18 protein-coding genes are annotated in these 21,678 nt (G+C 51.2%); 13 read left to right on the top strand and 5 right to left on the bottom strand.

The window, feature by feature from the left end:
* Positions 1 to 94: 94 nt before the first annotated feature.
* Positions 95 to 601, bottom strand: a complete 507-nt coding sequence (locus EYB30_RS11845; protein ID WP_166839114.1) for a glycine cleavage system transcriptional repressor — start codon at positions 599 to 601, stop codon at positions 95 to 97.
* A 317-nt stretch (positions 602 to 918) separates the two neighbouring features.
* Here EYB30_RS11845 and phoU point away from each other — a divergent pair, with 317 nt between their 5' ends.
* The 3 genes from phoU to EYB30_RS11830 all read left to right on the top strand — a co-directional run bounded on the left by phoU (position 919) and on the right by EYB30_RS11830 (position 3,745).
* Positions 919 to 1,629 carry a phosphate signaling complex protein PhoU gene (gene phoU / locus EYB30_RS11840; protein WP_166839113.1) on the top strand — a complete coding sequence of 237 codons (711 nt, stop codon included), beginning with the start codon at positions 919 to 921 and terminating at the stop codon, positions 1,627 to 1,629.
* A 151-nt stretch (positions 1,630 to 1,780) separates the two neighbouring features.
* Positions 1,781 to 2,458 carry a TIGR00153 family protein gene (locus EYB30_RS11835; RefSeq protein WP_166839112.1) on the top strand — a complete coding sequence of 226 codons (678 nt, stop codon included), beginning with the start codon at positions 1,781 to 1,783 and terminating at the stop codon, positions 2,456 to 2,458.
* A gap of 18 nt (positions 2,459 to 2,476) precedes the next feature.
* Positions 2,477 to 3,745 (top strand): inorganic phosphate transporter, encoded by a 1,269-nt coding sequence (locus EYB30_RS11830; RefSeq protein WP_166839111.1) that lies wholly within the window; start codon positions 2,477 to 2,479, stop codon positions 3,743 to 3,745.
* A gap of 62 nt (positions 3,746 to 3,807) precedes the next feature.
* Here the strand turns inward: EYB30_RS11830 and EYB30_RS11825 are convergent, their stop codons facing one another.
* Entirely contained in the window at positions 3,808 to 6,072 is a 2,265-nt protein-coding gene (locus EYB30_RS11825; RefSeq protein ID WP_166839110.1) for a S8 family serine peptidase, read from the bottom strand.
* Positions 6,073 to 6,454: 382 nt separating this feature from the next.
* Between EYB30_RS11825 and EYB30_RS11820 the strand changes: the two genes are divergently transcribed.
* The 7 genes from EYB30_RS11820 (at position 6,455) to EYB30_RS11790 (ending at position 13,311) form a co-directional block, all read left to right on the top strand.
* Positions 6,455 to 7,363 carry a hydrogen peroxide-inducible genes activator gene (locus EYB30_RS11820; RefSeq protein ID WP_166839109.1) on the top strand — a complete coding sequence of 303 codons (909 nt, stop codon included), beginning with the start codon at positions 6,455 to 6,457 and terminating at the stop codon, positions 7,361 to 7,363.
* 76 nt (positions 7,364 to 7,439) lie between these two features.
* Complete coding sequence (gene queA / locus EYB30_RS11815; RefSeq protein ID WP_166839108.1) at positions 7,440 to 8,465, top strand: tRNA preQ1(34) S-adenosylmethionine ribosyltransferase-isomerase QueA; 1,026 nt, start codon at positions 7,440 to 7,442, stop codon at positions 8,463 to 8,465.
* Between the two features lie 62 nt (positions 8,466 to 8,527).
* The gene (gene tgt / locus EYB30_RS11810) at positions 8,528 to 9,670 is read left to right on the top strand and encodes a tRNA guanosine(34) transglycosylase Tgt (protein WP_166839107.1); all 1,143 of its coding nucleotides are present in this window, start codon (positions 8,528 to 8,530) and stop codon (positions 9,668 to 9,670) included.
* A gap of 20 nt (positions 9,671 to 9,690) precedes the next feature.
* Positions 9,691 to 10,032: a preprotein translocase subunit YajC gene (yajC, locus tag EYB30_RS11805; protein ID WP_166839106.1), complete on the top strand. Its 342-nt coding sequence runs from the start codon at positions 9,691 to 9,693 to the stop codon at positions 10,030 to 10,032.
* 21 nt (positions 10,033 to 10,053) lie between these two features.
* Positions 10,054 to 11,907, top strand: coding sequence for a protein translocase subunit SecD (secD, locus tag EYB30_RS11800; RefSeq protein WP_166839105.1), 1,854 nt, complete (start codon positions 10,054 to 10,056; stop codon positions 11,905 to 11,907).
* 10 nt (positions 11,908 to 11,917) lie between these two features.
* The gene (gene secF / locus EYB30_RS11795; protein ID WP_166839104.1) at positions 11,918 to 12,865 is read left to right on the top strand and encodes a protein translocase subunit SecF; all 948 of its coding nucleotides are present in this window, start codon (positions 11,918 to 11,920) and stop codon (positions 12,863 to 12,865) included.
* 74 nt (positions 12,866 to 12,939) lie between these two features.
* Positions 12,940 to 13,311 (top strand): rhodanese-like domain-containing protein, encoded by a 372-nt coding sequence (locus tag EYB30_RS11790; protein WP_166839103.1) that lies wholly within the window; start codon positions 12,940 to 12,942, stop codon positions 13,309 to 13,311.
* Between the two features lie 234 nt (positions 13,312 to 13,545).
* On the opposite strand, the gene suhB is transcribed toward EYB30_RS11790, so the two are convergent.
* Positions 13,546 to 14,349 carry an inositol-1-monophosphatase gene (gene suhB, locus EYB30_RS11785; protein WP_166839102.1) on the bottom strand — a complete coding sequence of 268 codons (804 nt, stop codon included), beginning with the start codon at positions 14,347 to 14,349 and terminating at the stop codon, positions 13,546 to 13,548.
* A gap of 260 nt (positions 14,350 to 14,609) precedes the next feature.
* On the opposite strand from suhB, the gene EYB30_RS11780 reads away from it, so the two are divergent.
* Together EYB30_RS11780 and EYB30_RS11775 are read left to right on the top strand one after the other, a co-directional pair.
* Complete coding sequence (locus EYB30_RS11780; protein WP_166839101.1) at positions 14,610 to 15,341, top strand: complement resistance protein TraT; 732 nt, start codon at positions 14,610 to 14,612, stop codon at positions 15,339 to 15,341.
* Complete coding sequence (locus tag EYB30_RS11775; protein WP_166839100.1) at positions 15,342 to 16,160, top strand: complement resistance protein TraT; 819 nt, start codon at positions 15,342 to 15,344, stop codon at positions 16,158 to 16,160.
* 38 nt (positions 16,161 to 16,198) lie between these two features.
* Here the strand turns inward: EYB30_RS11775 and EYB30_RS11770 are convergent, their stop codons facing one another.
* Together EYB30_RS11770 and EYB30_RS11765 are read right to left on the bottom strand one after the other, a co-directional pair.
* Positions 16,199 to 17,452 carry a mechanosensitive ion channel family protein gene (locus EYB30_RS11770; protein ID WP_166839099.1) on the bottom strand — a complete coding sequence of 418 codons (1,254 nt, stop codon included), beginning with the start codon at positions 17,450 to 17,452 and terminating at the stop codon, positions 16,199 to 16,201.
* Positions 17,453 to 17,542: 90 nt separating this feature from the next.
* Positions 17,543 to 18,283, bottom strand: coding sequence for a ferredoxin--NADP reductase (locus EYB30_RS11765; RefSeq protein ID WP_166839098.1), 741 nt, complete (start codon positions 18,281 to 18,283; stop codon positions 17,543 to 17,545).
* 134 nt (positions 18,284 to 18,417) lie between these two features.
* Here EYB30_RS11765 and EYB30_RS11760 point away from each other — a divergent pair, with 134 nt between their 5' ends.
* Complete coding sequence (locus tag EYB30_RS11760; RefSeq protein WP_166839097.1) at positions 18,418 to 21,678, top strand: nSTAND1 domain-containing NTPase; 3,261 nt, start codon at positions 18,418 to 18,420, stop codon at positions 21,676 to 21,678.

The raw sequence follows: 21,678 nt of genomic DNA, 5'->3' as shown, positions 1-21,678 counted from the left end.
TACAACTAAGGGGTATTCTATGGCATTTTTATGACAGCAAGATGAACATTGCCGCCGCGCTAGTAAGGGCAGAACGCGGCGGCCTGAGGTTGGTTTAACTACCTGACTCGACATCTACGACAATATCGGTGGCGATGGCTTCCAGCGCTTTTACCACTTCATCACGGCTGACGCTGGCGGGCAGCTCTACCGTAGCCACGGCATTAAACAACGGCACACCCCAGTTGGGCGCACTTTGTTTACTGCTTTCAAAATGAATAATATTGGTGCCTTTGTGTTTAATCACCGACGATAATTCGCGCACTATACCCGGCCGGTCATTACCGGTAATGACAAATTTTAGCTGCTGCTGTTCATTTAACGCACTGGGCATGCCGTGTTGGATTTGGATATCCAGATCGCTGATTTGCTGCAATGCGGCGGTCAACCCGGCGACATCCTGCTCGGCCACCTCTACCTGTAAGATACCGGCAAAGTAGCCGGCCAGATGACTTAAGTTGCTGGCCATCCAGTTGCCGTTATGGCTGCTCACCACCGTTGCCAGTTTCTCGACTAAACCTGCTTTATCTTTACCAATTAATGTCAGTACTAACTGCTTCATTCGTTATATTCCTGTCATACCCTGAGAAAAAATCACGGCTGTTTACCCGGCCAGCGAAGTTAAAACCTGTGTTTGCACGTGCTGAGTGTAGCTGCCGGCTCGATGTTTTTAAATGTATTGCTAACACTATTTATAAAATTATCGGCTTTTGCTGCCGGTTTCGGCTACTGAGAAGCTGCCGCCAGCAGGATTACAAAAATTTAGCCGCTATCAATAGCTTGCATGCTGGCACAGCCATCGCCTTTCTGCCTATACTAAATGCAATAGCTACCGCCTGGCTTACAGGCCGGTTCAAGACAGCCAAAACGGAGAGCGCAGTGGATAAGCTCAATTTAAGCAAACATATTTCAAGCTCCTTTAATGACGAAATCGACGAAGTGCGTAACCATGTGATGGCGATGGGCGGCTTAATTGAGCAGCAACTGAATAACGCCCTGATGGCGATAGCCAGTGCCGACGCAGAGCTGGCACAAAAAGTGATTGATACCGATTTAAAAGTAAATGACTGGGAGCTGCAGATTGATAAAGAATGCACCAGCATTATTGTCAAGCGCCAACCAGCGGCCAGCGATTTGCGGCTGATAATGGCCATTATGAAAACCATTGCTGATTTAGAGCGCATTGGCGATGAAACCCGGCGCATTGCACGGGTGGCACTGGAGTCATTTAACAGCGAACAGCAAGACTTACTGGTGAACCTGGACAATTTAGGCCGCCATGTTGGCCAGATGTTACACGATGTATTGGATGCCTTTGCCCGCATGGATGTTGAAACGGCGTTGCTGGTGCATAAAGAAGACAAAAAAGTTGATCGTGAGTATGAAGCGATCACCCGTCAGTTAATGACTTATATGATTGAAGACCCGCGCTCTATTCCAAAAATTATGAATGTGATCTGGTCGGCGCGCTCACTGGAACGCATCGGCGACCGCTGTAAAAATCTGGCCGAGTACATTATCTTTTTCGTTAAAGGTAAGGTGGTGCGCCACAGCAGTGCAGAGCAACTGGAGCAAGAAGCACGCAGCTGATTTTACGCCGCTTTTACTTTACATCGATAACGCCCTGACTAGACTTTGGCCAGGGCGTTTTCATTTGGCGTTCATTTTTCGTTTTTATTGCGCTTTGAATGCCGTTACAATGCGCGCCGACTATCGTCAAACCAACTTACGGGACAAGGCTATGCCAGCGAGTACTTTTTTATCTGTGTTTGCCAAATCACCTATCAAGCCGATAGAGGAACATATCCGCAAGGTGCATCAGGCAAGCGAACTGCTACTGCCTTTTTTTGATGCCGTGTATCAGCAGGATTGGCAGGCAGCGGCAGACGTACGTAAAAATATCGTCGCGTTGGAAAAGGAAGCCGACAAACTCAAGCGTGAAATTCGCATTAACCTGCCGCGTGGCTTGTTTTTGCCGGTTGATCGTACCGACATTCTGGAATTGGTGTCACAGCAGGACAAAATTGCTAACAAAACCAAAGATATAACTGGCCGGGTATTAGGCCGTGAATTACTTATCCCCGCCAGCCTGCAGCAGGATTTTAAAACCTATGTGCAGCGTTGTATCGACGCCACTGCACTGGCCAGTGAAGTGATTAACGAGCTGGATGAATTATTAGAGACCGGTTTTCGCGGCCGCGAAGTCGACCTGGTGATCAAAATGGTCGAGCAGTTGGATGCGATTGAAGGTGATACTGACGATATGCAAATCAAACTGCGCAAAGCACTGCGTCTGGCAGAAAAAGAGCTGAACCCGATAGATGTGATGTTTTTATACCGCACGCTGGAATGGATTGGCGATCTGGCCGATGTGGCACTGAAAGTCGGCTCACGTCTCGAAATTATGTTAGCCCGTTAATACGAAAAGGTTTCCCTGATGGATATTATTCAATCATACGGCTTAATTCTGGTCATTATTGCTGCCGTGTTCGGCTTTTTTATGGCTTACGGTGTTGGTGCTAATGACGTGGCGAATGCCATGGGCACCTCAGTAGGATCCAAAGCCCTGACCATTAAACAAGCTATCTTTATTGCTGCCATTTTTGAGTTTGCCGGCGCCTATTTAGCCGGCGGTTCAGTCACTTCTACCATCCGCGGCGGTATTACTGACGCCAGCTTCTTTGTTGATGCGCCCGAATTAATGGCCTACGGCATGATAGCGGCACTGTTAGCTGCTGCCACCTGGCTTATCGTGGCGTCCTATTTTGGCTGGCCGGTGTCTACTACGCATTCTATTGTTGGCGCTATTATTGGTTTTGCTGCGGTCGGTGTCGGTATGGACGCCGTGCACTGGGACAAGGTTGGCGGTATTGTCGGTAGCTGGATCGTCACCCCTATGCTGGCCGGTGTGCTGGCCTATATGTTCTTTATGAGTGCGCAGCGGCTGATTTTCGATACGGACAATCCACTGGCGAACGCGAAAAAGTATGTGCCCTTTTACATGGCCTTTGCTGCTTTTGTGATGACACTGGTAACGGTACAAAAAGGCTTAAAACACGTAGGCTTGCACATTAGTACCGCCGAGGGCTATTACATCTCTCTTGCTATTGCTGCCGTGATAGGTGTGATTGGCAAGGTGGTGATCAGCAAATTGAAATTTGACCCTGCCGCCGATAAAAAAATGCAGTTTAACAACGTAGAACGTATTTTTGGCGTGTTAATGATAACCACTGCCTGCTGTATGGCCTTCGCCCATGGTTCAAACGATGTTGCAAATGCTATCGGGCCTTTGGCTGCAGTGGTTAGCGTCGTCAGTTCAGGTGGCGAGATTGCCAGCAAAGCGCAATTAGCCTGGTGGATTTTGCCGTTAGGCGCTGTTGGCATTGTGGTTGGTTTAGCCACTTTAGGTGCCAGGGTGATTAAAACCGTTGGTACGGCCATTACCCATTTAACCCCCAGCCGCGGTTTCGCTGCCGAGCTGTCAGCGGCCTCTACCGTAGTTATCGCCTCAGGCGCCGGTTTACCTATCTCTACCACGCAAACTCTGGTTGGTGCGGTACTCGGCGTTGGTTTAGCCCGTGGTATTGCTGCACTTAACTTAGGCGTGGTGCGTAATATCTTTATCTCCTGGGTGATTACGCTGCCAGTTGGTGCGGGCCTGGCGATAGTCTTCTTCTATATTTTACGCGCTATTTTCAGTGCTTAATTAGTTTACTGCAGTAAAAAAGCCCTCAATATTGAGGGCTTTTTTTATTATCTAACAAAAAGTTATGGCTGGTATTCGCTGGTTAGCGTTAAGCCGCGTACCGCACGATAGCCATAAATTGACATATGCCAGGTACCCGCCTGCGGGTTGCTGATAACACAGGTCTCGTCGTTGCCATTTTTATTCGGCCGGCAATCGTAGCTACCACTGGTTGGCTGGCTGCCAAATTTAACGTACAGATCGGCATCACCGCGGCCGCCACTGGTGCTGACGGTTAGCTGTGACATGCCCTCTGGCACTTCCAGTGTGTAATGTTGCCAGCTGCGACGTGCTACGCTGATATCGGTAATGGTTTCACCGCCGCCGTCTGGTAAATCTGCTGCGACAAAGCTGCCGGTCAGGTTCACCTCTGCAAAGTCGCTATAACCGACCAGTTTGACAAAGTAAGTGCCGCTTTGCACCGGGTCAATCGGGCAGCTTTCGTTATTACCAAACAGATAAGGCCGGCAATCCCAGTCTGATGCGCTAGGCTCTGCGCCAAATTTGACATACATATCGGCATCACCGCTGCCACCGTTCATCACGAACGACAGGTTGCTGGCACCGGCAGGAACATCCAGCGTGAATAACAATTCATCACCGGCACTGCCGCTGATAGCCGATACGGTTTCACCGTTAACCAGGGCTGTGCCTGTTGGTGGCGGAGGTGGCGGCGTGCCATCGTCATCGCCTTCACAGCCATATTGTGCCAGATAATCAACCGCGGCTTTTGCCTGCACTAAACCAAAACCGTATGAGTTATCGCGACCGGCTGTGCCTAAGTCTTCGGCGCTGTCAGCTAAGGCGTTACGAATTTGCGCGTTAGTACACTGCGGGTAGTGGCTCCAAACCAGTGCGGCCACAGCGGCAACATGTGGTGAGGCCATCGAGGTACCGCTCATCAGGCCGTAGTTAGCAGCACCGGAAAACAAGCTGGCTGCACTGCCAAGCTGGCTCATCAGTACAGCGCCATCTTCCTGCGACACGCTGACCGCGGCAATCGTAGTGGTAGGGGCATCGCCTAAGGTGCCGCTAAAGTTGCCGGGTTCATTGTTATAAATAATGGCGCCCAAGCCACCGCCGGCCTGACAAGATTCAACTTTTTGTGCAAAAGCCACTTCGCCGCGGGCGATCACGCAGATTTTATCTGTGACATCAGTACAAGTCTCTACACCCAAACCACAGCTGGCCAGTTCAGCGGTAAAATCGGCGGTGCCTGAGTTTTCCATTGGGTTGGCATTGTACGCCACGCCATCCAGACTCAGGCTGGCTTCCAGCGCAGTGCCGGTGGGGTAGGTGGAGCGAACATCAACACCGGGGCCGGCCAGTTCGACCTGGCTATTACGCTGGGAAAAATCGGCCAGTGTTTTGGTGTTGTCGACCGCAGCGACCGAGACCACTGAGTCATAAGAAGCCGGATAAGACATCGCTGTATTGCCATCATTACCGGCTGCGGCTATTAATAATACGCCAGCGTCAAAAGCGGCTTGCATGGCATTGCTTTCGGTAACACTGGAGCCGGCACCGCCCAGACTCATGTTAACAACAGTAGCGCCGTTTTGTGTACAGGTATCAACCGCCTGCGCCAGGCTGGAAGAATAGCCCCAGCCATCATCATTAAACACTTTGACGATATGCAGTTTTACATTGCCATTGGGTAACACACCGACGATGCCGACGTCGTTATTGATGGCGGCAATGGTACCGGCGACATGGGTACCGTGCGGGCCACCGGCGTCAAACCAGTTGCCGGTACCGCTGTCGTTAGTGCCGCTGATATTGGTATCGTTAAAGTCTTCATGCGGTAAACCCAGGCCGGAGTCAATCACACACACGGTCTGGTTAGACGCAAATTCGTCGCTGACCTGATCGGCCTGCACCATAGTAAAGCCGTAAGGAATTTGCTGCATCATTGGGTAGCGCGGCAGGTCGCGCTCGACATACTCTACAGTAGGATCCGCTTTTAACCGGGCCAGCATAACCGGGTTTAACTCTGCTGCTAACGCATTACGTTTTGCCAGCATGCGGTGTACCCGTACACCCTGGCGGCTTAAACGTGCACTATTGTTGCTCAGTGCCGCCAGCGCTTGTTGTTTGGTGGCTTTGCTGTTTTGCAGCACGCTGTCTTTGCTTAAGCTGCCGTCTTTATATTTAACGATATAGCGCTGACTGCTGGCCTGCTCTGCTGCCTGACGCAGCGTATCTGCCGGCGCTGCTATAGCAGTGGCAATACCGCTGGCCAATAGACTGATGCTGGCCAGTAGCGCGATGTTATTTGATCTGGACATGTTCACCCTCCAGGTGATTGTTATAGTTTTATGTGGCTAGACCCGGTACAGCGCGGACGGCTAAACTCGCAAACGGGGGAAGTAACGTTGCAGAAAATGCCTGCCCTACAGGCTGGTGACGCTGTGCTTAGCGGCCACCGCACTGTGGTTGTGCATACATTTTCCTTATCACGCTATAACAAATGTAAAAAATATTCAATTTCATTTCACGCTTTGCTTGCTAATTAGATTTAAGTTATTGAATTTATATTTACTCTTTTTTATCAGTTTCAGGCAGTGATTGAAGGCTGTCAGGGTTTTGCCGCTTGCTTAACGCCAGCTTCAGGCGTACAGTTTAAACAGTTAAATTAACCCTAATTAATGCTTTTAATCGGAATTTGTAATGAAGCGCTTACCCAGTGTAAAACAGCTACAGTATTTGCTGGCGCTGCACGAGCATCAGCATTTTGGCCGGGCGGCTGAGGCCTGCTTTATCGGTCAGTCTACCCTCAGTGCGGCGATTGCCAATCTGGAAGAAACCATGCACGCCCAGTTACTGGAGCGCGATCATAAAACTTTTATTTTTACGCCGCTGGGTGAAGATGTGGTGCGCCAGGCCCGTTATATTATTGAACAGTGTGAGGAGCTGACCGAGTTCGCTAAATGCCAGGGTAAACCCATGGCCGGGCCGTTCCGGCTTGGTTGTATTCCAACCATAGCTCCCTTTGTGCTCAGTGAAGTGATGGCGTTGTGTCGTGAGCGTTATCCGGATCTGCAATTACTGCTACGCGAAGACACTTCAGACAATTCTTTACATGCCCTGGCCGAGGGCCGCTTAGATATGGTGCTGCTGGCGCTACCCTACGAAACCGGTACTTTTCATACGGAGGTACTGGCCCAGGACGGCTTTAAACTGGTGTTGCATAAAGACTGGCTAGACCGGGGCTTTAATCAGGATATCAGCCAGTGGCCGGATGAAAGTATCTTTTTGCTGGAGCGCGAGCACTGCTTAACCAACCATGCGGTGAAAGCTTGCGAGCTGGAAGACAGCCGCAAAGTAAACCCGTTTTTTGCCACCAGTCTGCATACTTTAACGCAGATGGTAAACAATAAACTGGGGGTCACCTTTATGCCGCAAATGGCGATCAATAGCGGCTTGCTCGACGGTACCGGCCTGATAGCCCAGGCACCCGGCAATGCGGCGGCTTACCGCGATATCGGTGTCGCCTGGCGGCCGACGTCCACCAAGGCGCGCAGTTACCGGCTTATGGCGGATTTGATCGCTGAAGTGCTGGCAAATAAATGTCGTTAATGCCGCTGTTCTGCTAAACTGCCGGCTGTTTTTTTACAGCCGTGCCCCTCTGGTCGGTAAAGCCAAGGAACCCAAGATGTTAGTTAAAGATTTTTCATTCGAGCTGCCCGAGCAGCTGATTGCCCGTTTCCCGAAAGCCGAGCGCTCTTCCAGCCGCTTGCTGGCCATGGATAAACGCAGTGGCGAGCTATCACACCATACCTTTAAAGATTTGGCCGATTTTTTACAGCCCGGTGACTTATTGGTATTTAACAATACCAAGGTGATTCCGGCGCGTTTATTCGGCCAGAAGGCTTCCGGCGGTAAGGTCGAAGTATTGGTAGAGCGGATGTTAGACGATAAGCGCTTTTTAGCCCATGTCCGTGCCAGTAAAGCGCCCAAGCCTGGTACTGAATTGTTGTTGGAAAATTCGGCCCGGGTAATGATGAACCAGCGCCATGACGAGCTGTTTGAGTTAGCAGTACTGGGTGACGAGCCGGTGCTTAGCATGCTGGAGCGTTTAGGCCATATGCCGCTGCCGCCTTATATCGACCGGCCGGATAATGAAGAAGACAAAGCACGTTACCAAACGGTGTATAACGAAAAGCCCGGTGCCGTTGCTGCGCCCACGGCCGGCTTACACTTTGATCAGCCGTTACTGGACAAGTTAACCGGCAAAGGTGTGGAGTTTGCCTTTGTGACCTTGCATGTGGGCGCTGGCACCTTTCAGCCGGTACGGGTTGATAACGTGTTAGAGCATAAAATGCACGCCGAATACATAGAAGTACCGCAGCAGGTGGTCGATGCTATTGCCGCTTGCAAGGCACGGGGCAACAAGGTGGTAGCGGTAGGCACCACGTCAGTTCGCTCGCTGGAGTCGGCGGCGCAGCAGGGCGGCGGCCAACTGGTGGCCTATAACGGTGATACGCAGATTTTTATCTACCCGGGCTATGAATTTAAGGTGGTGGATGCGTTGATCACGAACTTTCACCTGCCGGAATCAACACTGATTATGCTGGTATCGGCGTTTAGCCGCCGCGATTATGTGATGAACGCCTATCAAACGGCGATTGCTGAGCAATATCGCTTCTATTCATACGGCGATGCAATGTTTATCCGCTAACGTTTACTGCTATAATCGCGGCGCTAAAAGCCAGACTGTTTCTCTGGCGTATGAGGATAGTAATGAAATTTGAACTAGATACCACAGATGGCAAGGCCCGCCGTGGCCGGCTGATATTTGACCGTGGCGTAGTCGAAACGCCAGCCTTTATGCCGGTAGGCACCTACGGCACAGTAAAAGGCATGACGCCGGAAGAGCTTGAGGCCACCGGCGCACAAATTTGCTTAGGCAATACCTTCCACTTAATGCTGCGCCCTGGCACTGAAATCATTAAAAAGCACGGTGATCTGCACGATTTTATGCACTGGCATAAGCCAATTTTAACCGACTCTGGCGGCTTTCAGGTGTTTAGCTTAGGCGAGCTGCGCAAAATTACCGAAGAAGGCGTGAAGTTCCGCTCACCGTTAAACGGCGAACGCATTATGTTAACGCCAGAGCGCTCGATGGAAGTGCAGCGTGATTTAGGCTCAGATATCGTGATGATTTTCGATGAATGTACGCCGTATCCGGCCACGGAAATACAGGCAAAAAAGTCGATGGAGATGTCGCTGCGCTGGGCCAAACGCAGCAAAGATGCGCACGGCGATAACCCGGCGGCGCTGTTTGGCATTATCCAGGGTGGTATGTACCCGCATTTACGTGATGTGTCGCTAAACGGCTTAGAAGACATTGGTTTTGACGGCTATGCCATTGGTGGTTTATCGGTGGGTGAGCCAAAAGAAGACATGATCCGCATTTTAAACCACACCACCGATAAAATGCCCAGCCATAAGCCACGGTATTTAATGGGCGTGGGTAAGCCGGAAGATATCGTTGAAGCAGTGCGCCGCGGTATCGATATGTTCGATTGCGTGATGCCAACCCGCAACGCCCGTAACGGCCACTTGTTTGTCAGCACCGGTGTGGTAAAAATCCGTAACGCCAAATACAAAGACGATATAGGCCCGTTGGACGCAGAATGCGATTGCTACACTTGCAAAAACTATTCGCGGGCTTATTTACACCATTTAGACCGCTGTAACGAAATTCAGGGTGCCAGGTTAAACACCGTGCATAATTTGCATCACTACCAGAAACTGATGCAAGGATTGCGCGCTGCGATAGCCGCTGGTAACTTGGAGCAGTTTGTCGCACAGTTTTATGCTAAGCGTGGTATGACGGTGCCGCCATTACAGGCTGAAGAGACCAATAACGAACAACATTAATCACAATTAAGGGGACACTTATGAGTTTATTTATCAGCAATGCCTATGCTCAGGCCGCGCCAGCAGGACAACCACAGGGTGGTGGTTGGGACCTCATTATTATGCTGGTGGCCTTTGGTCTGATTTTTTACTTCCTGATCTACCGGCCACAAGCAAAACGCGTTAAAGAGCACCGCAACCTGATGGCAGCACTGGGCAAGGGCGATGAAGTTCTGACTCAGGGCGGTCTAGTCGGCCGTATCAGCAAAATTGCTGAAGACAAAGACTTTGTCGTTATTGCGCTGAATGACAGCACCGAAGTAACAGTGCAGAAAGCAGCCATTAGTGCTGTGTTGCCTAAAGGCACGCTGAAGTCTCTGTAACAGTGGAAAAAGGATAAACAGGTGTTAAATCAGAATCCCGTTTGGCGCTATTTTCTGGTGCTCGGCATGTTATTGCTGGCGCTGGTGTATGCTTTGCCAAACCTCTACCCGGAAGATCCGGCACTGAATATCAGTGCCAGCCGTGGTGGCACAGTGGAAGAAACCACCCGTGCCCAGCTGGAGCAAAGCTTTATTGATGCCAACATAGCGGCAAAATCGGTGGTGTTGGAAAACGGCCAGGTATTGGCCCGCTTTAACAGCACCGAAGATCAGCTGCAGGCGCGTGAAATTGCTAACCAGCAGCTGGGGGCAAACTTTATTACCGCGCTGAACCTGGCGCCGGCCACGCCTGATTGGTTAAGCGCTATTGGCGCCTCGCCGATGAAGCTGGGCCTGGATTTACGCGGCGGTGTGCATTTTTTAATGGCCGTGGATATGAAGGCGGCGCTGGACAAAAATGTCAACGACATGGTGCAAACCTTCCGCACCGACTTACGTGAAGACAAGATCCGCTACCGCAGTGTGCAACCAGACTTAGCCAACAGCCGGGTCATCGTTAGTTTGCGTACTGCCGAGGATGTTGCTGCTGCTGAGACGGCGTTAAAACAGCGTGATCGTGAGCTGGTGATAAGCCAGGGTAATGATGAGCTGACACTGCTGGTGGGCATCAGCGAAATCCGCTTAAAAGAAATTCGCGAATACGCGCTGGAGCAAAACATCACTATTATCCGTAACCGGGTAAATGAAATTGGTGTCGCCGAGCCTTTGGTACAGCGTCAGGGTGCGGATCGCATCGTGGTACAACTGCCGGGTGTGCAGGATACCGCACAGGCGAAAGAAATTTTAGGTGCCACGGCTTCGCTGGAGTTTCGTTTAGTAGATGAAGAGGGTGACTTAGCCGCCGCATTGGAAGGCCGGGTACCACCTAATGCTGAACTTTACTACACCCGTGATGGCCGTCCACTGCTGCTGGAAAAACGCATTATGCTAACCGGTGAGCATATTACCGGTGCGAACTCGGCGTTTGATGAATACAGCCGGCCGCAGGTCAGCATTAAATTGGATGCCAAGGGCGGCAATATGTTATCCGCGGCGACGCGTGACAGCATAGGCCGGCGCATGGCGTCGGTGTTTATCGAGTATAAGCCCGGCACCGAGCTGGGCCCGGACGGCAACCCGGTACTGATTAAACAGCAGGAAGTGATTAACGATGCCACCATTCAGGCGCGTTTAGGCCGTGATTTCCGCATTACCGGTATCGACTCTCCGGGTGAAGCACAAAACCTGGCAACCTTACTGCGCGCCGGTGCGTTAATTGCCCCGATCCAAATTATTGAAGAACGCACCATAGGCCCAAGCCTGGGTAAAGAAAATATCGATTTGGGGGTTACCGCTATTCAGTGGGGTATGGTAGCCGTACTGATCTTTATGGTGATCTACTACAAAGCCTTTGGTTTGGTTGCCAACTGTGCGCTGGTGGTTAACCTGGTGCTGATTGTTGGTGTAATGTCGATGATCCCGGGCGCCACGCTAACCTTACCCGGTATGGCCGGTATTGTCCTCACCGTGGGTATGGCGGTAGATGCTAACGTACTGATTTTCGAGCGTATTCGTGAGGAGTTATTGGATGGCCGCTCAGTACAGCAGGCGATCCATCATGGCTACGACCGTGCCTTTGCCACGATTGCCGACTCAAACATTACCACCTTGCTGGTGGCGTTAATTCTGTTTGGTATTGGCACCGGCCCGGTGAAAGGCTTTGCGGTGACGCTGGCGATTGGTATTTTAACCTCGATTTTCACTGCGGTAGTGGGTACCCGTTTATTAGTCAACCTGATCTGGGGTGGTCGTCGCCTGGAAAAATTACCGATATAAGGAATTCAGCATGCAGATATTTAGTTTTTCCAAGCCGCTGAATTTTATGCGGTTAAAGTGGCCAGCCATTATATTGTCCAGCTTGTTAATTGTTGGCTCACTGGTTTCCTTTGCCACTAAGGGCATTAACTGGGGCCTGGACTTTACCGGCGGTACTGTCATTGAGGTGGGCTTTGCCCAGCCGGCCGATTTACCGGCGGTGCGGCAAACACTGACGGCAGCCGGCTACGGTGATGCGGTAGTGCAGCTGTTTGGTACCAGCCGGGATGTGTTAATTCGCATTCCACTGCGTACCGATATTGATCAGTCTACCTTGGGTGACAGCGTGATTAAGGCATTAAATGCCGCTCAGGCCGAGCCGGTAACAATGCGCCGTATCGAGTTTGTTGGCCCAAGTGTTGGTCAGGAGCTAAAAGAAGACGGCGGCCTGGCAATGCTGGTGGCGCTGATTGGTATTTTGCTTTATGTCACTATGCGCTTTGAATGGCGGCTGTCGGTTGGGGCGGTAATGGCGTTGTTCCATGACGTCACGCTAACCATGGGCTTATTCTCGGTGCTGGGGCTGGAGTTTGATCTTACCGTGCTGGCGGCCATTCTGGCGCTTATCGGTTACTCGATCAACGATACCATAGTGGTATTTGACCGTATTCGTGAGAGCTTTCGTAAGCTGCGTGATACCTCGGTGGATGACACTATTAATGATGCCATCACCTCAACGCTAAACCGTACCGTAATCACCTCACTGACCACAGTGCTGGTGTTAGTGGTGCTGTTTTATATGGGCGGCGCCTTAATCCATGGTTTTGCTACTGCGCTGTTGTTTGGTATTGCTATTGGTACTTACTCTTCAGTCTATGTCGCCAGTGCGATAGCAGAAATCCTCGGCATCAGCCGTGAAGATATGCTGCCACCACCGCCGGTAGAAAAAGAAGGCGAAAATACCGACGCTTTACTGTAATTACGCAGTTAAAGATGCTAAAAATGCCAGTCACTGACTGGCATTTTTTTGCCCTGTTTTTAAGGATAACCATAATGAGCAAACACCATGCGCCCGGCTTTTTAGCCCTGGTTGAGCAGGCGAAAGCGCAGATCAATGAAATCAGCATTAATGAATTACTCGAGCATAATCAGCCTTATGTGCTGCTGGATATCCGCGAGGATCATGAATGGGCTGCCGGCCATTTACCTGAGGCCATGCATTTAGGCAAAGGCATTATCGAGCGGGATATCGAACAGACAGTGGCGGATAAAAAGCAAAAAATTGTGTTGTACTGCGGTGGTGGTTACCGCTCGGCGTTATCAGCGCAAACGCTGCAACAGATGGGCTATCAGAATGTGTTTAGTTTGGCCGGTGGTTACCGGGAGTGGTGTGAGCGCAAGTTACCGGTAGAAGTACCCAAATAATAAAACAGGCTATTTAATTGCTAGTGTGTCGGCAGAGTTAAACTCGGCTTCAGGTTACAACACCCGTTGTGCTCGCCACAGCAACTACGAAGGACTATCCTTGTCCTTCGCCTGTGAAGGCCAGCTAAAGCTGTTCAAAAACGTTCCAGACGTTTTTGTCGCGATGCTCAGACACTCTGTGGCTGCGCGCATCGGGGTTCTAACCTGCGCTAGCGCGTAGCCACAGGCTCCGGTTTAGCGTGATAAGGCTTCAGTCAGGTGCGGGCGAATGCCTTTTAACATCGCCGCCAGTACTTTCGGGCTGGCCGCTACAATGTTACCGCTGCGCATCTGGTTGCTGCCACCAACAAAGTCAGACACTAAACCCCCGGCTTCGCGCACAATCAGCTCACCGGCAGCAATATCCCACGGCTTTAAGCCAATTTCAAAGAAACCGTCAAAGCGGCCGGCGGCAACATAGGCTAAGTCCAGGGCAGCAGAGCCGGTACGGCGGATATCAGCAGCGTCGGCCAGTAAGCCGGTAACCATAGCTGCATGGGCTGGCAAATGGGTTTTGTTTTTAAACGGAAAGCCGGTGGCTAAAATAGTGCCCTGCATATCCGCCAGGTTAGTGACACGAATACGGGTACCGTTTAACTGAGCACCACGGCCGCGTGAGGCGGTAAATAGCTCACCGCGCAGTGGATCAAAGATCACTGCCTGGTCTAATTTACCCTGATGTTTTAATGCGATAGACACCGCAAAGTGCGGAATGCCTTTAATAAAGTTGGCGGTGCCGTCCAGCGGGTCAATAATCCACTGAAATTCACTGTCACTGTTGCCGTAATCACCATGCTCTTCGCCGACGATACCGTGGGTCGGGAACGATTTTTTCAACACCTGAACAATGGCTTGTTCAGCTTCTTTATCGACATTAGTCACAAAGTCGTTAGTGCCTTTTTGCAGTTTCTGGACCATATCCAGTTGGCCACAGGCGCGCGCGATCACGTTACCGGCGCTGCGGGCAGCGCGAACCGCGATGTTTAACATCGGATGCATAGCAATTACCTTATTTTGAAAAGAGCTGTGTAAATTTCGGTCAAAAGAGCGGCGCGTATTGTAACGGCTACAGCCAAAAAGTAAAGGTAAAACCGGCGATAGCAGCAAATTTGCCGCATGTTCATTTTCTGTTACAACAATGGCGCTAAAGCAGGTTATTTTTAGTATAAACTGAGGTTAAATATTCAGATACAATTCAGCATTCGCTATCTAATTTGCAGACATCGTTGTCTCAATTAAGCATCAATAAAGGACCTGCCATGAAAACGCTACTTGTTTGCGCTGTGATGATATCAAGTTTAACTTTAGCGGGCTGCGGCGCGCTGCATACGGCGGTGGCCAAGCGCAATCTGGATGTGCAAACCAAGATGAGCAGCTCTATTTTTCTCGACCCGGTCGAGCCGGAGCAGCGTACTGTGTTTGTTGATATCCGTAACACCTCAGACAAACCGGAATTTGATTTAAAAACCCAGGTGATCCAAAGCCTGCAGGCACGTGGCTACCAGGTTATCGATAGCCCGAAACAGGCACATTACTGGTTACAGGCGAATGTGTTACAGGTTGGGCGTAGTAATGCCCGTGATACCAGCGGTGCGCTGGCCGCCGGGCCTGGCGTGGCCGGTGGAGCCGTAACCGGTTATGCGCTGCACCGTGCCACTGGCGGCAGTTCAGGTGGGGCCGCTATAGGTGCTGCGGTCGGTGGTGCTATTGTTGGTACTGTGGTGGATGCCATGGTAGAAGATGTGTACTACAGCGTGATTACCGACATTCAGATTATGGAGCGTTTTGACGGCAGCGTTAGCGAAAGTTCACAGCATCAACTGATCCAGGGCGACAGTGGCAGCACCACGTCCAGCTATCAGCGCAATACGGATATGCGTAAATACCAAACGCGGATTGTCAGCTTTGCGAATCAGGCCAACCTGAAATGGCCAGAAGCTGAACCTGAGCTAACGCAGGGCATGGTGCGGGCACTGGCGGGCTTATTCTAAATGCGTATTGCGGTCATGATGATGGCGCTGATCTGGCTATCCGGTTGTACGGCAGTGCATACTTCTGTCGCCAAACGCAGCCTGGATGTGCAAACCCGCATGAGCCAGACAGTATACCTTGACCCGGTAGAGCCAGAGCAGCGCACCATTTATCTGGATATCCGTAACACCACCGCAGAGTATCAACTGCCGCTTAGCGATGATGTGCGGCAGTTTATGTTGCAGCGTGGCTATACGCTGGTCAATTCACCACTAAGTGCCCAATACTGGTTGCAGGTGAATGTACGCACAGTGCTAAAAGAGCGGCCGGACAAAGTACTGGCGGCCGAATACGGTATGACAGAGCAGGAAGTACACCAGTTACTACACCCGGGCATGGCACCGCCGCCCGAAGATGAAACAGCGGAGCAACGCAGTGCCCGTTATAACCGCAACGCGGCAGTATTTGCTGATGTGTCGGTGGGCACTCACCTGGATGGCAAAGACATTGCCCGGGCCTTAGTGGTACTGGCGGCTTTTGCCGGCGCCGAATATATTGGTAACCAATTGGTGCAGGATAAGTACTACACCATGCTGACCGATATTCAGATTGCCGAGCGTATAGCACCAGACAGCGAACAAAAAGTGCAGGAATACAGTGAGCATGTGCTCAGGCAAGGCGACAGTGGTGCCTTTGAGCAGTTATGGCAGCGTGATACGGATATGCGTAAATACCAGGTACGGGTAGTGAGCTTTGCCAATAAAGCTAACCTGAGCTGGCAGGATGCCGAGCAACCGCTGCACCAGGGGTTATTGCGCTCACTGGCCGGTATCTTTTAACCGGCCGGTGTTATGCTCTGTTAACTTAGCGGTTTTACCTATTCGCTGGCGGGCTTTACCAGATTGCTCAGCGCCCGCACATCCATGCCACTGGGGTGCTGATACACTCTAAGGCCAAATTCCGGCAGGATCGCCAGCAGATGGTCAAAAATATCCGACTGAATGCTCTCGTATTTCAACCAGGCAGTAGTATTGGTAAAGCAGTATAACTCCAGCGGCAGGCCATCCGCGGTTACAGGTAGCTGCCTCGCCATCAGCGTCATTTGCTGGTGAATGCCAGGGTGGCTTTGTAAATAGCGTTCAATATACACACGGAAGGTGCCAATATTGGTAATACGCCGGGTGTTTACCGGCTCTTTGCCTTCCTCTGCCAACTGGGTGTTCCAGTCATCAATTTCCTGCTGCTTACTGGCCAGATAGTCTTTTAATAACTTAAACCGACCGAGGCGCTTTTTTTGCTCGGCATCTAAAAAGTGTACGCTTTGCTGGTCGAGCAAAATGCAGCGCTTAATACGCCGGCCGCCAGACTCCTGCATACCGCGCCAGTTTTTAAACGGGTCAGTCATAAAGCGGCGGGTAGGGATAGTGGTAATGGTTTTATCCCAGTTTTGTATTTTTACCGTATGCAGCGCTATGTCGATAACGTCGCCATCGGCGTTAAGCTGTGGCATTTCAACCCAGTCGCCCACGCGGAGCACGTCGTTGGATGAGATTTGCACGCTGGCCACCAGGGATAAAATGGTGTCCTGAAATATCAGCATCAGTACCGCGGCCATCGCGCCCAAACCTGACAGTAAAATCAGCGGTGAGCGGTCAAATAGGGCAGCAATAATCAGGATCAGCGTTACTGCATAAATAACGATTTTTACTACCTGGATATAGCCTTTTATCGGCCGTATTTTCGCATCGGGCCGCTCTTCATAAATGGAATTGACTAAATCCAGCAGGTTGCTCAGCGCCAATGCGACAGTGAGCACCATAAAGGCATTACACACATTAACGATAATGGTAGCCGCGGCTTCGGGCACGCCACCGACATAACCGATACCGGTGGAAATGATCAGCGCTGGCACCACATTTGACAACCGCGAAACAAAATTAAATTTTTGCACCACATGCTGCTCATTGATTGGTGTGGCGCGTAGCAGCTTAAAAATACCGCCAATTAAAATGCGTTTTACGACAAAGTTACCCAGCCAGCTAAGCGCCAGCAGCAGTGCCAGTTCAGTCGGTAATTCCAGCTGCGGGTAGTGTTGCAATGTTTCCTGCAGCGGTTGGATAATTTCGTCCACGCTTTTCCTCCATAATCAGTGGCGTACAGCGTGGCATAGCTTACCCTGATCCAAGCTGAATGTCGTCAAAAAAGCCGATACAACAGCCGTTTACCAATACTGCTCTACGGTGATATTGCCCGGCTGCCGGCGCAGGTTCTTTTTCAGGCCTAAGCTTTCCAGTGTGGTTTTGGTGTCTCTGATCATATCCGGGTTGCCGCATAACATAACCTGAGACTTAGCGTTCAGGCTTTGCTGGCAGGCGCTTTGCAGCTCGCCGCTTTGTATCAGCTGCGGCAGGCGTTTATCCAGCGCGCCGGCGTGGGCTTCGCGGGTCACTATCGGTTGATAGTGTAGCTGACCGGGGTACTGATGCTGATAATGTGCAATCAGTTCGCGGTAGGCCAGATCGGCCACAGTGCGTACGCTATGCACCAGTATAATGCGGGCAAAACGCTGCCATAGCGGATGCGTGCCCAGCATCGATAAATAAGGGCCAATACCGGTACCACTGGCAATCAGCCACAGGTTATCGCCATCGGGCACTTCATCCAACACAAAAAAGCCCGAGGCTGGTTGGCTGATCTCTACACTGTCGCCCATTTTCAGTTGCTGCAACATTGGCGACAGTTTGCCTTCGGCCACTGTGCTGACTAAAAACTCCTGCTCAGCGCTACCCGGGCTGTTTACCAGCGAGTAAGCGCGCTGCAGCCGGCCGTCCGCGGTATTTAGCGCCAGCCGGACAAACTGGCCAGCAGTAAAGCTAAAGGCATCCGTTTTTACTTTTAAGCTGAATAAGTTGGCGTGCCAGTGATGGTTGTCAGTTACGGTACCGCTAAGCCATTGTGCCATAATCAGTTTCCTCCGGGTTACTGCTTTAAGCCTAGCAAAGCCAGGCCGTTTCACCAGCGCAGGCTGACGGCGGGGCTAAACTAAAGCGTTGCAGCATGTTATCTTGGGCAATAAACCCGAAATAACAAGTTATTATGAGCAATACGTTTTTCCTTGCCGACTGGCAGGTTAACCCAAGCGACAATACGTTACGCAAAGGCAAACAAGTACAGCAGTTAGAGCCCAAGGCAATGGATGTGCTGCTGTTACTGTGCCGTCATGCCGGCGAGGTATTAAGCAGCGACGACATTATTAGCCAGTGCTGGCCCGGTATGGCCACCGGCGATAACCCGCTGCATAAAAGCCTAACCCAACTGCGTAAAGCGCTGGGCGACAGTGCCAGCATGCCGGTTTATATTGAAACCATCCGCAAGCGCGGTTACCGCGTTATTGCCGAGGTACGCTTTCCGCTGGGGCAGGAACAAAGCGTACAACAGCAAAGCTGGCAGCAGGGCTCGCCGTTTCCCGGCCTTAAAGCTTACGACGCTAACTATGCCAAAGTGTTTTTTGGCCGCGGGGCACAAATAGATACGCTGCTAAGCCGCATTGCACAGCAAATTAAATTTGGCCGTGATTTTTGCCTGTTACTGGGGCCCAGTGGCAGTGGTAAATCGTCGCTGATTAATGCCGGTGTGATGCCCAACTTAATGCATCCAGGCGGTTTTAACGGGGTAGAGGTGGTGTCTTTTACCTGCCTCGACTTAGCCGATGTGGCCAAAGGCCAGTTACTACCTGGCCTGGCCAGCAGCTTGCTGGATTGGGAGCTGAATGACGAACCGGTATTTGCCGGTGACAGTGCCGCCAGCCTGGCCGATAAACTGCAGCAACCAGAGCCGCTATTGCGGCAGTGTAAAAAGTTATTGGGCAGCAAAGGGCAGCACACCCGGCGCTTTGCCCTTTTTGTCGACCGCTTAGAAGTACTGTTATCCTCGCCCCTGTTCAGTGAAGCCGAGCGTACAGGCTTTGTTGCCTTGCTGGAACAGCTGGCCTGCAGCGGCGCTGTGCTGGTGCTAAGTGCTTGTCGCAACGAGTTTTACCCCGATCTGGTCGATTATCCAAGCTTAATGGCCGGCAAAGCCAAGGGCGCGCATTTTGACTTAGCAGCACCGGGCCGCGCCGACTTACTGCAAATGATCCGTTTACCCGCGCTGGCGGCCGGATTGAGCTTTGATATTGACCCCGACAGTGCCATGCCACTGGATGAGATCCTGGTGCAAGAAGCCGCCAGCAACCCCGATGCCTTACCGATGCTGCAATACACCTTGCAGCAGTTGTATTTGCAGCGCAGTAGTGACGACAAACTGCTGTTAAGCGTGTATCAGGCGCTGGGTGGTATTGAAGGGGCCATTGGCAAAAACGCCGAGCAGGCGATTAAAGGCTTAAGCAAAGCCGAGCAGGACTGCCTGCCAAAGGTGTTGTCCCTGCTGGTCACCTTGCGTGAAGATGAGCAAAGCATTACCAGCCGCAGCGCGCGTTTAGCGCAATTACAAACCGACGCTGAGCGTGCTCTGGTCAATACCATGGTAGAGCAGCGCTTGTTTGTGTCGCACCTGCAACAGGGCGAGCCGTGTTTTAGTATTGCGCATGAAGCGCTGCTTAGGCGCTGGCCGCGCGCCACCGCCTGGATCAGCGAGCATTTTGACAGCTTAAGTGTAAAAAGCCGGCTTAGGCATTTAAGCCAGCGCTGGCGGGCCGAGCAGCAAAACAGCGCTTATTTGCTGGCCGAAGGCAAGCCGCTGCAAGAAGCACTGCTGCTAAAGCAAAACCGCTTATTTCAGCTTGATAACGAGGAAACCGAGTTTATTCAGGCATCCTATGCCAAAGCCCGGCTAAAACGCTGGACCCGTCGTGGTACTGTGGCCATCTTGTGCTTGCTCACCGTTACCGCGGTCAGCATGGGGGTGCGCAGTTTTCAGGCCGAGCAGCAAGCGTTGCAAAAGCGGCTGGCGGCGGAGAACCTGCTCGGTTTTATGGTGGGCGACTTTGCCGACAAACTGCGCAGCATCGGCCGTATGGACTTACTCGACGGTATCAGCAGCAAAGCATTGGAATACTTTACCGATTACTCCGCAGATGATGCCAGCTTAAGCATTGCAGCGCGTTTGCAACACGGCCAAACGCTGGAAGCCATGGGCGAGGTGGCCTATTCACGTGGCAAAACCGACGAAGCAGTCGCGGCGTTGCAAGCCGCCCGTGTACAGCTAGAGGCCGTACTGGCCGAGCAGCCACAGAATTTAGAGCTACTAAAAACCTTAGGCGCCAATGCCTTTTGGCTCGGGCAAATACAGTACGACGCCAGTAACTGGCAGGGCACCCAGCCCGAGTTTGAGCGCTATTACCAGTACAGTCAGCGAATGTATGAGTTAGCGCCCGAAAACCTGGACGCCATTATGGAGCTGTCCTACGCCACCAACTCCTTAGGCTCATTGGCGATGCAACGCCAGCAGTTTGATACGGCTAAAAGGAATTTTACTGAATCATTAAGGTTGAAACTATTAGCACAAGCGCAACAGCCTAGCGTTAGCTATCTAATAGCCGATATTGCTGACACCCGTTCTTGGCTTGCCAGTGCGGTATTATCGCAGGGCGATGTTGAACGGGCTATAGAAGAGCACAGCAAAATTCAAACTGAATTCGAAGATCTCGTCCGACATTCAACGCCTGATGCCTATCTATTAGAAAAAGTGTTCAGTAGTTACGATATTCTTGCATCCATATACAGTGTTCAGGGACAGTATCAGAAGGCAACTGACAAAGCTTTATTAGGGCACTTGCTAATAGAGCAAGCTTTGATTGAAGATAATAATAATGAAATCTGGCGCAGTGATTTGTTCAAACTTAAATTAAACCTGATGCAATTGAGTTTCTTTGTACCCGCGCTTCAAAGCAAATTTTCCCCAGATGCATTGCGAGACTGGCTCAACGAAAACAGGGCTGCATTCTCTGATGAAAAACGTTTCGCTCAACTAGAAGTGAGTTGGATGCTGAATGCGGCTGAGTTTTACCAGAACACCGGGCTTTGGCGGCAAAGTGACAATCTACTGAGTAAACTGCGTGCTTTCGATTTAGAAAGTGAACCAGACAGCCGTCGATATGTTTCGCAATTGCTGTTAGATGCCAAACAGCAGCACTACAGCGATGGTAATGCTAATAGTATGGAGCTTTGCCAGCAAGCCCTAGCTATTTTAGCGCTCAGGCAGATCAATCATCGTCATCCTGACTTTGTAAAGGCTCGAGCAGAAGCATTGTTATGCTTGGGTGAGTTGGACAAAAGCCATGAATTGTTACAACTTATGAGGCAACAGAATATGACAACAATAACATTTAGCAAACTAACGTACCAAGTAAAGGAGTAA

The sequence above is a fragment of the Rheinheimera pleomorphica genome (genome assembly GCF_011634895.1).
GTDB lineage: Bacteria > Pseudomonadota > Gammaproteobacteria > Enterobacterales > Alteromonadaceae > Alishewanella > Alishewanella pleomorphica.
This window is presented reverse-complemented; position numbering and strand designations above follow the sequence as displayed.

Bases quoted from the DNA above. Each gene is read 5' to 3' on its own strand.
- EYB30_RS11845 (WP_166839114.1), bottom strand. From the start codon at position 601: ATGAAGCAGTTAGTACTGACATTAATTGGTAAAGATAAAGCAGGTTTA.
- EYB30_RS11835 (WP_166839112.1), top strand. From the start codon at position 1,781: ATGCCAGCGAGTACTTTTTTATCTGTGTTTGCCAAATCACCTATCAAG.
- EYB30_RS11830 (WP_166839111.1), top strand. From the start codon at position 2,477: ATGGATATTATTCAATCATACGGCTTAATTCTGGTCATTATTGCTGCC.
- EYB30_RS11825 (WP_166839110.1), bottom strand. From the start codon at position 6,072: ATGTCCAGATCAAATAACATCGCGCTACTGGCCAGCATCAGTCTATTG.
- EYB30_RS11820 (WP_166839109.1), top strand. From the start codon at position 6,455: ATGAAGCGCTTACCCAGTGTAAAACAGCTACAGTATTTGCTGGCGCTG.
- queA (WP_166839108.1), top strand. From the start codon at position 7,440: ATGTTAGTTAAAGATTTTTCATTCGAGCTGCCCGAGCAGCTGATTGCC.
- tgt (WP_166839107.1), top strand. From the start codon at position 8,528: ATGAAATTTGAACTAGATACCACAGATGGCAAGGCCCGCCGTGGCCGG.
- yajC (WP_166839106.1), top strand. From the start codon at position 9,691: ATGAGTTTATTTATCAGCAATGCCTATGCTCAGGCCGCGCCAGCAGGA.
- secF (WP_166839104.1), top strand. From the start codon at position 11,918: ATGCAGATATTTAGTTTTTCCAAGCCGCTGAATTTTATGCGGTTAAAG.
- EYB30_RS11790 (WP_166839103.1), top strand. From the start codon at position 12,940: ATGAGCAAACACCATGCGCCCGGCTTTTTAGCCCTGGTTGAGCAGGCG.
- suhB (WP_166839102.1), bottom strand. From the start codon at position 14,349: ATGCATCCGATGTTAAACATCGCGGTTCGCGCTGCCCGCAGCGCCGGT.
- EYB30_RS11780 (WP_166839101.1), top strand. From the start codon at position 14,610: ATGAAAACGCTACTTGTTTGCGCTGTGATGATATCAAGTTTAACTTTA.
- EYB30_RS11775 (WP_166839100.1), top strand. From the start codon at position 15,342: ATGCGTATTGCGGTCATGATGATGGCGCTGATCTGGCTATCCGGTTGT.
- EYB30_RS11765 (WP_166839098.1), bottom strand. From the start codon at position 18,283: ATGGCACAATGGCTTAGCGGTACCGTAACTGACAACCATCACTGGCAC.
- EYB30_RS11760 (WP_166839097.1), top strand. From the start codon at position 18,418: ATGAGCAATACGTTTTTCCTTGCCGACTGGCAGGTTAACCCAAGCGAC.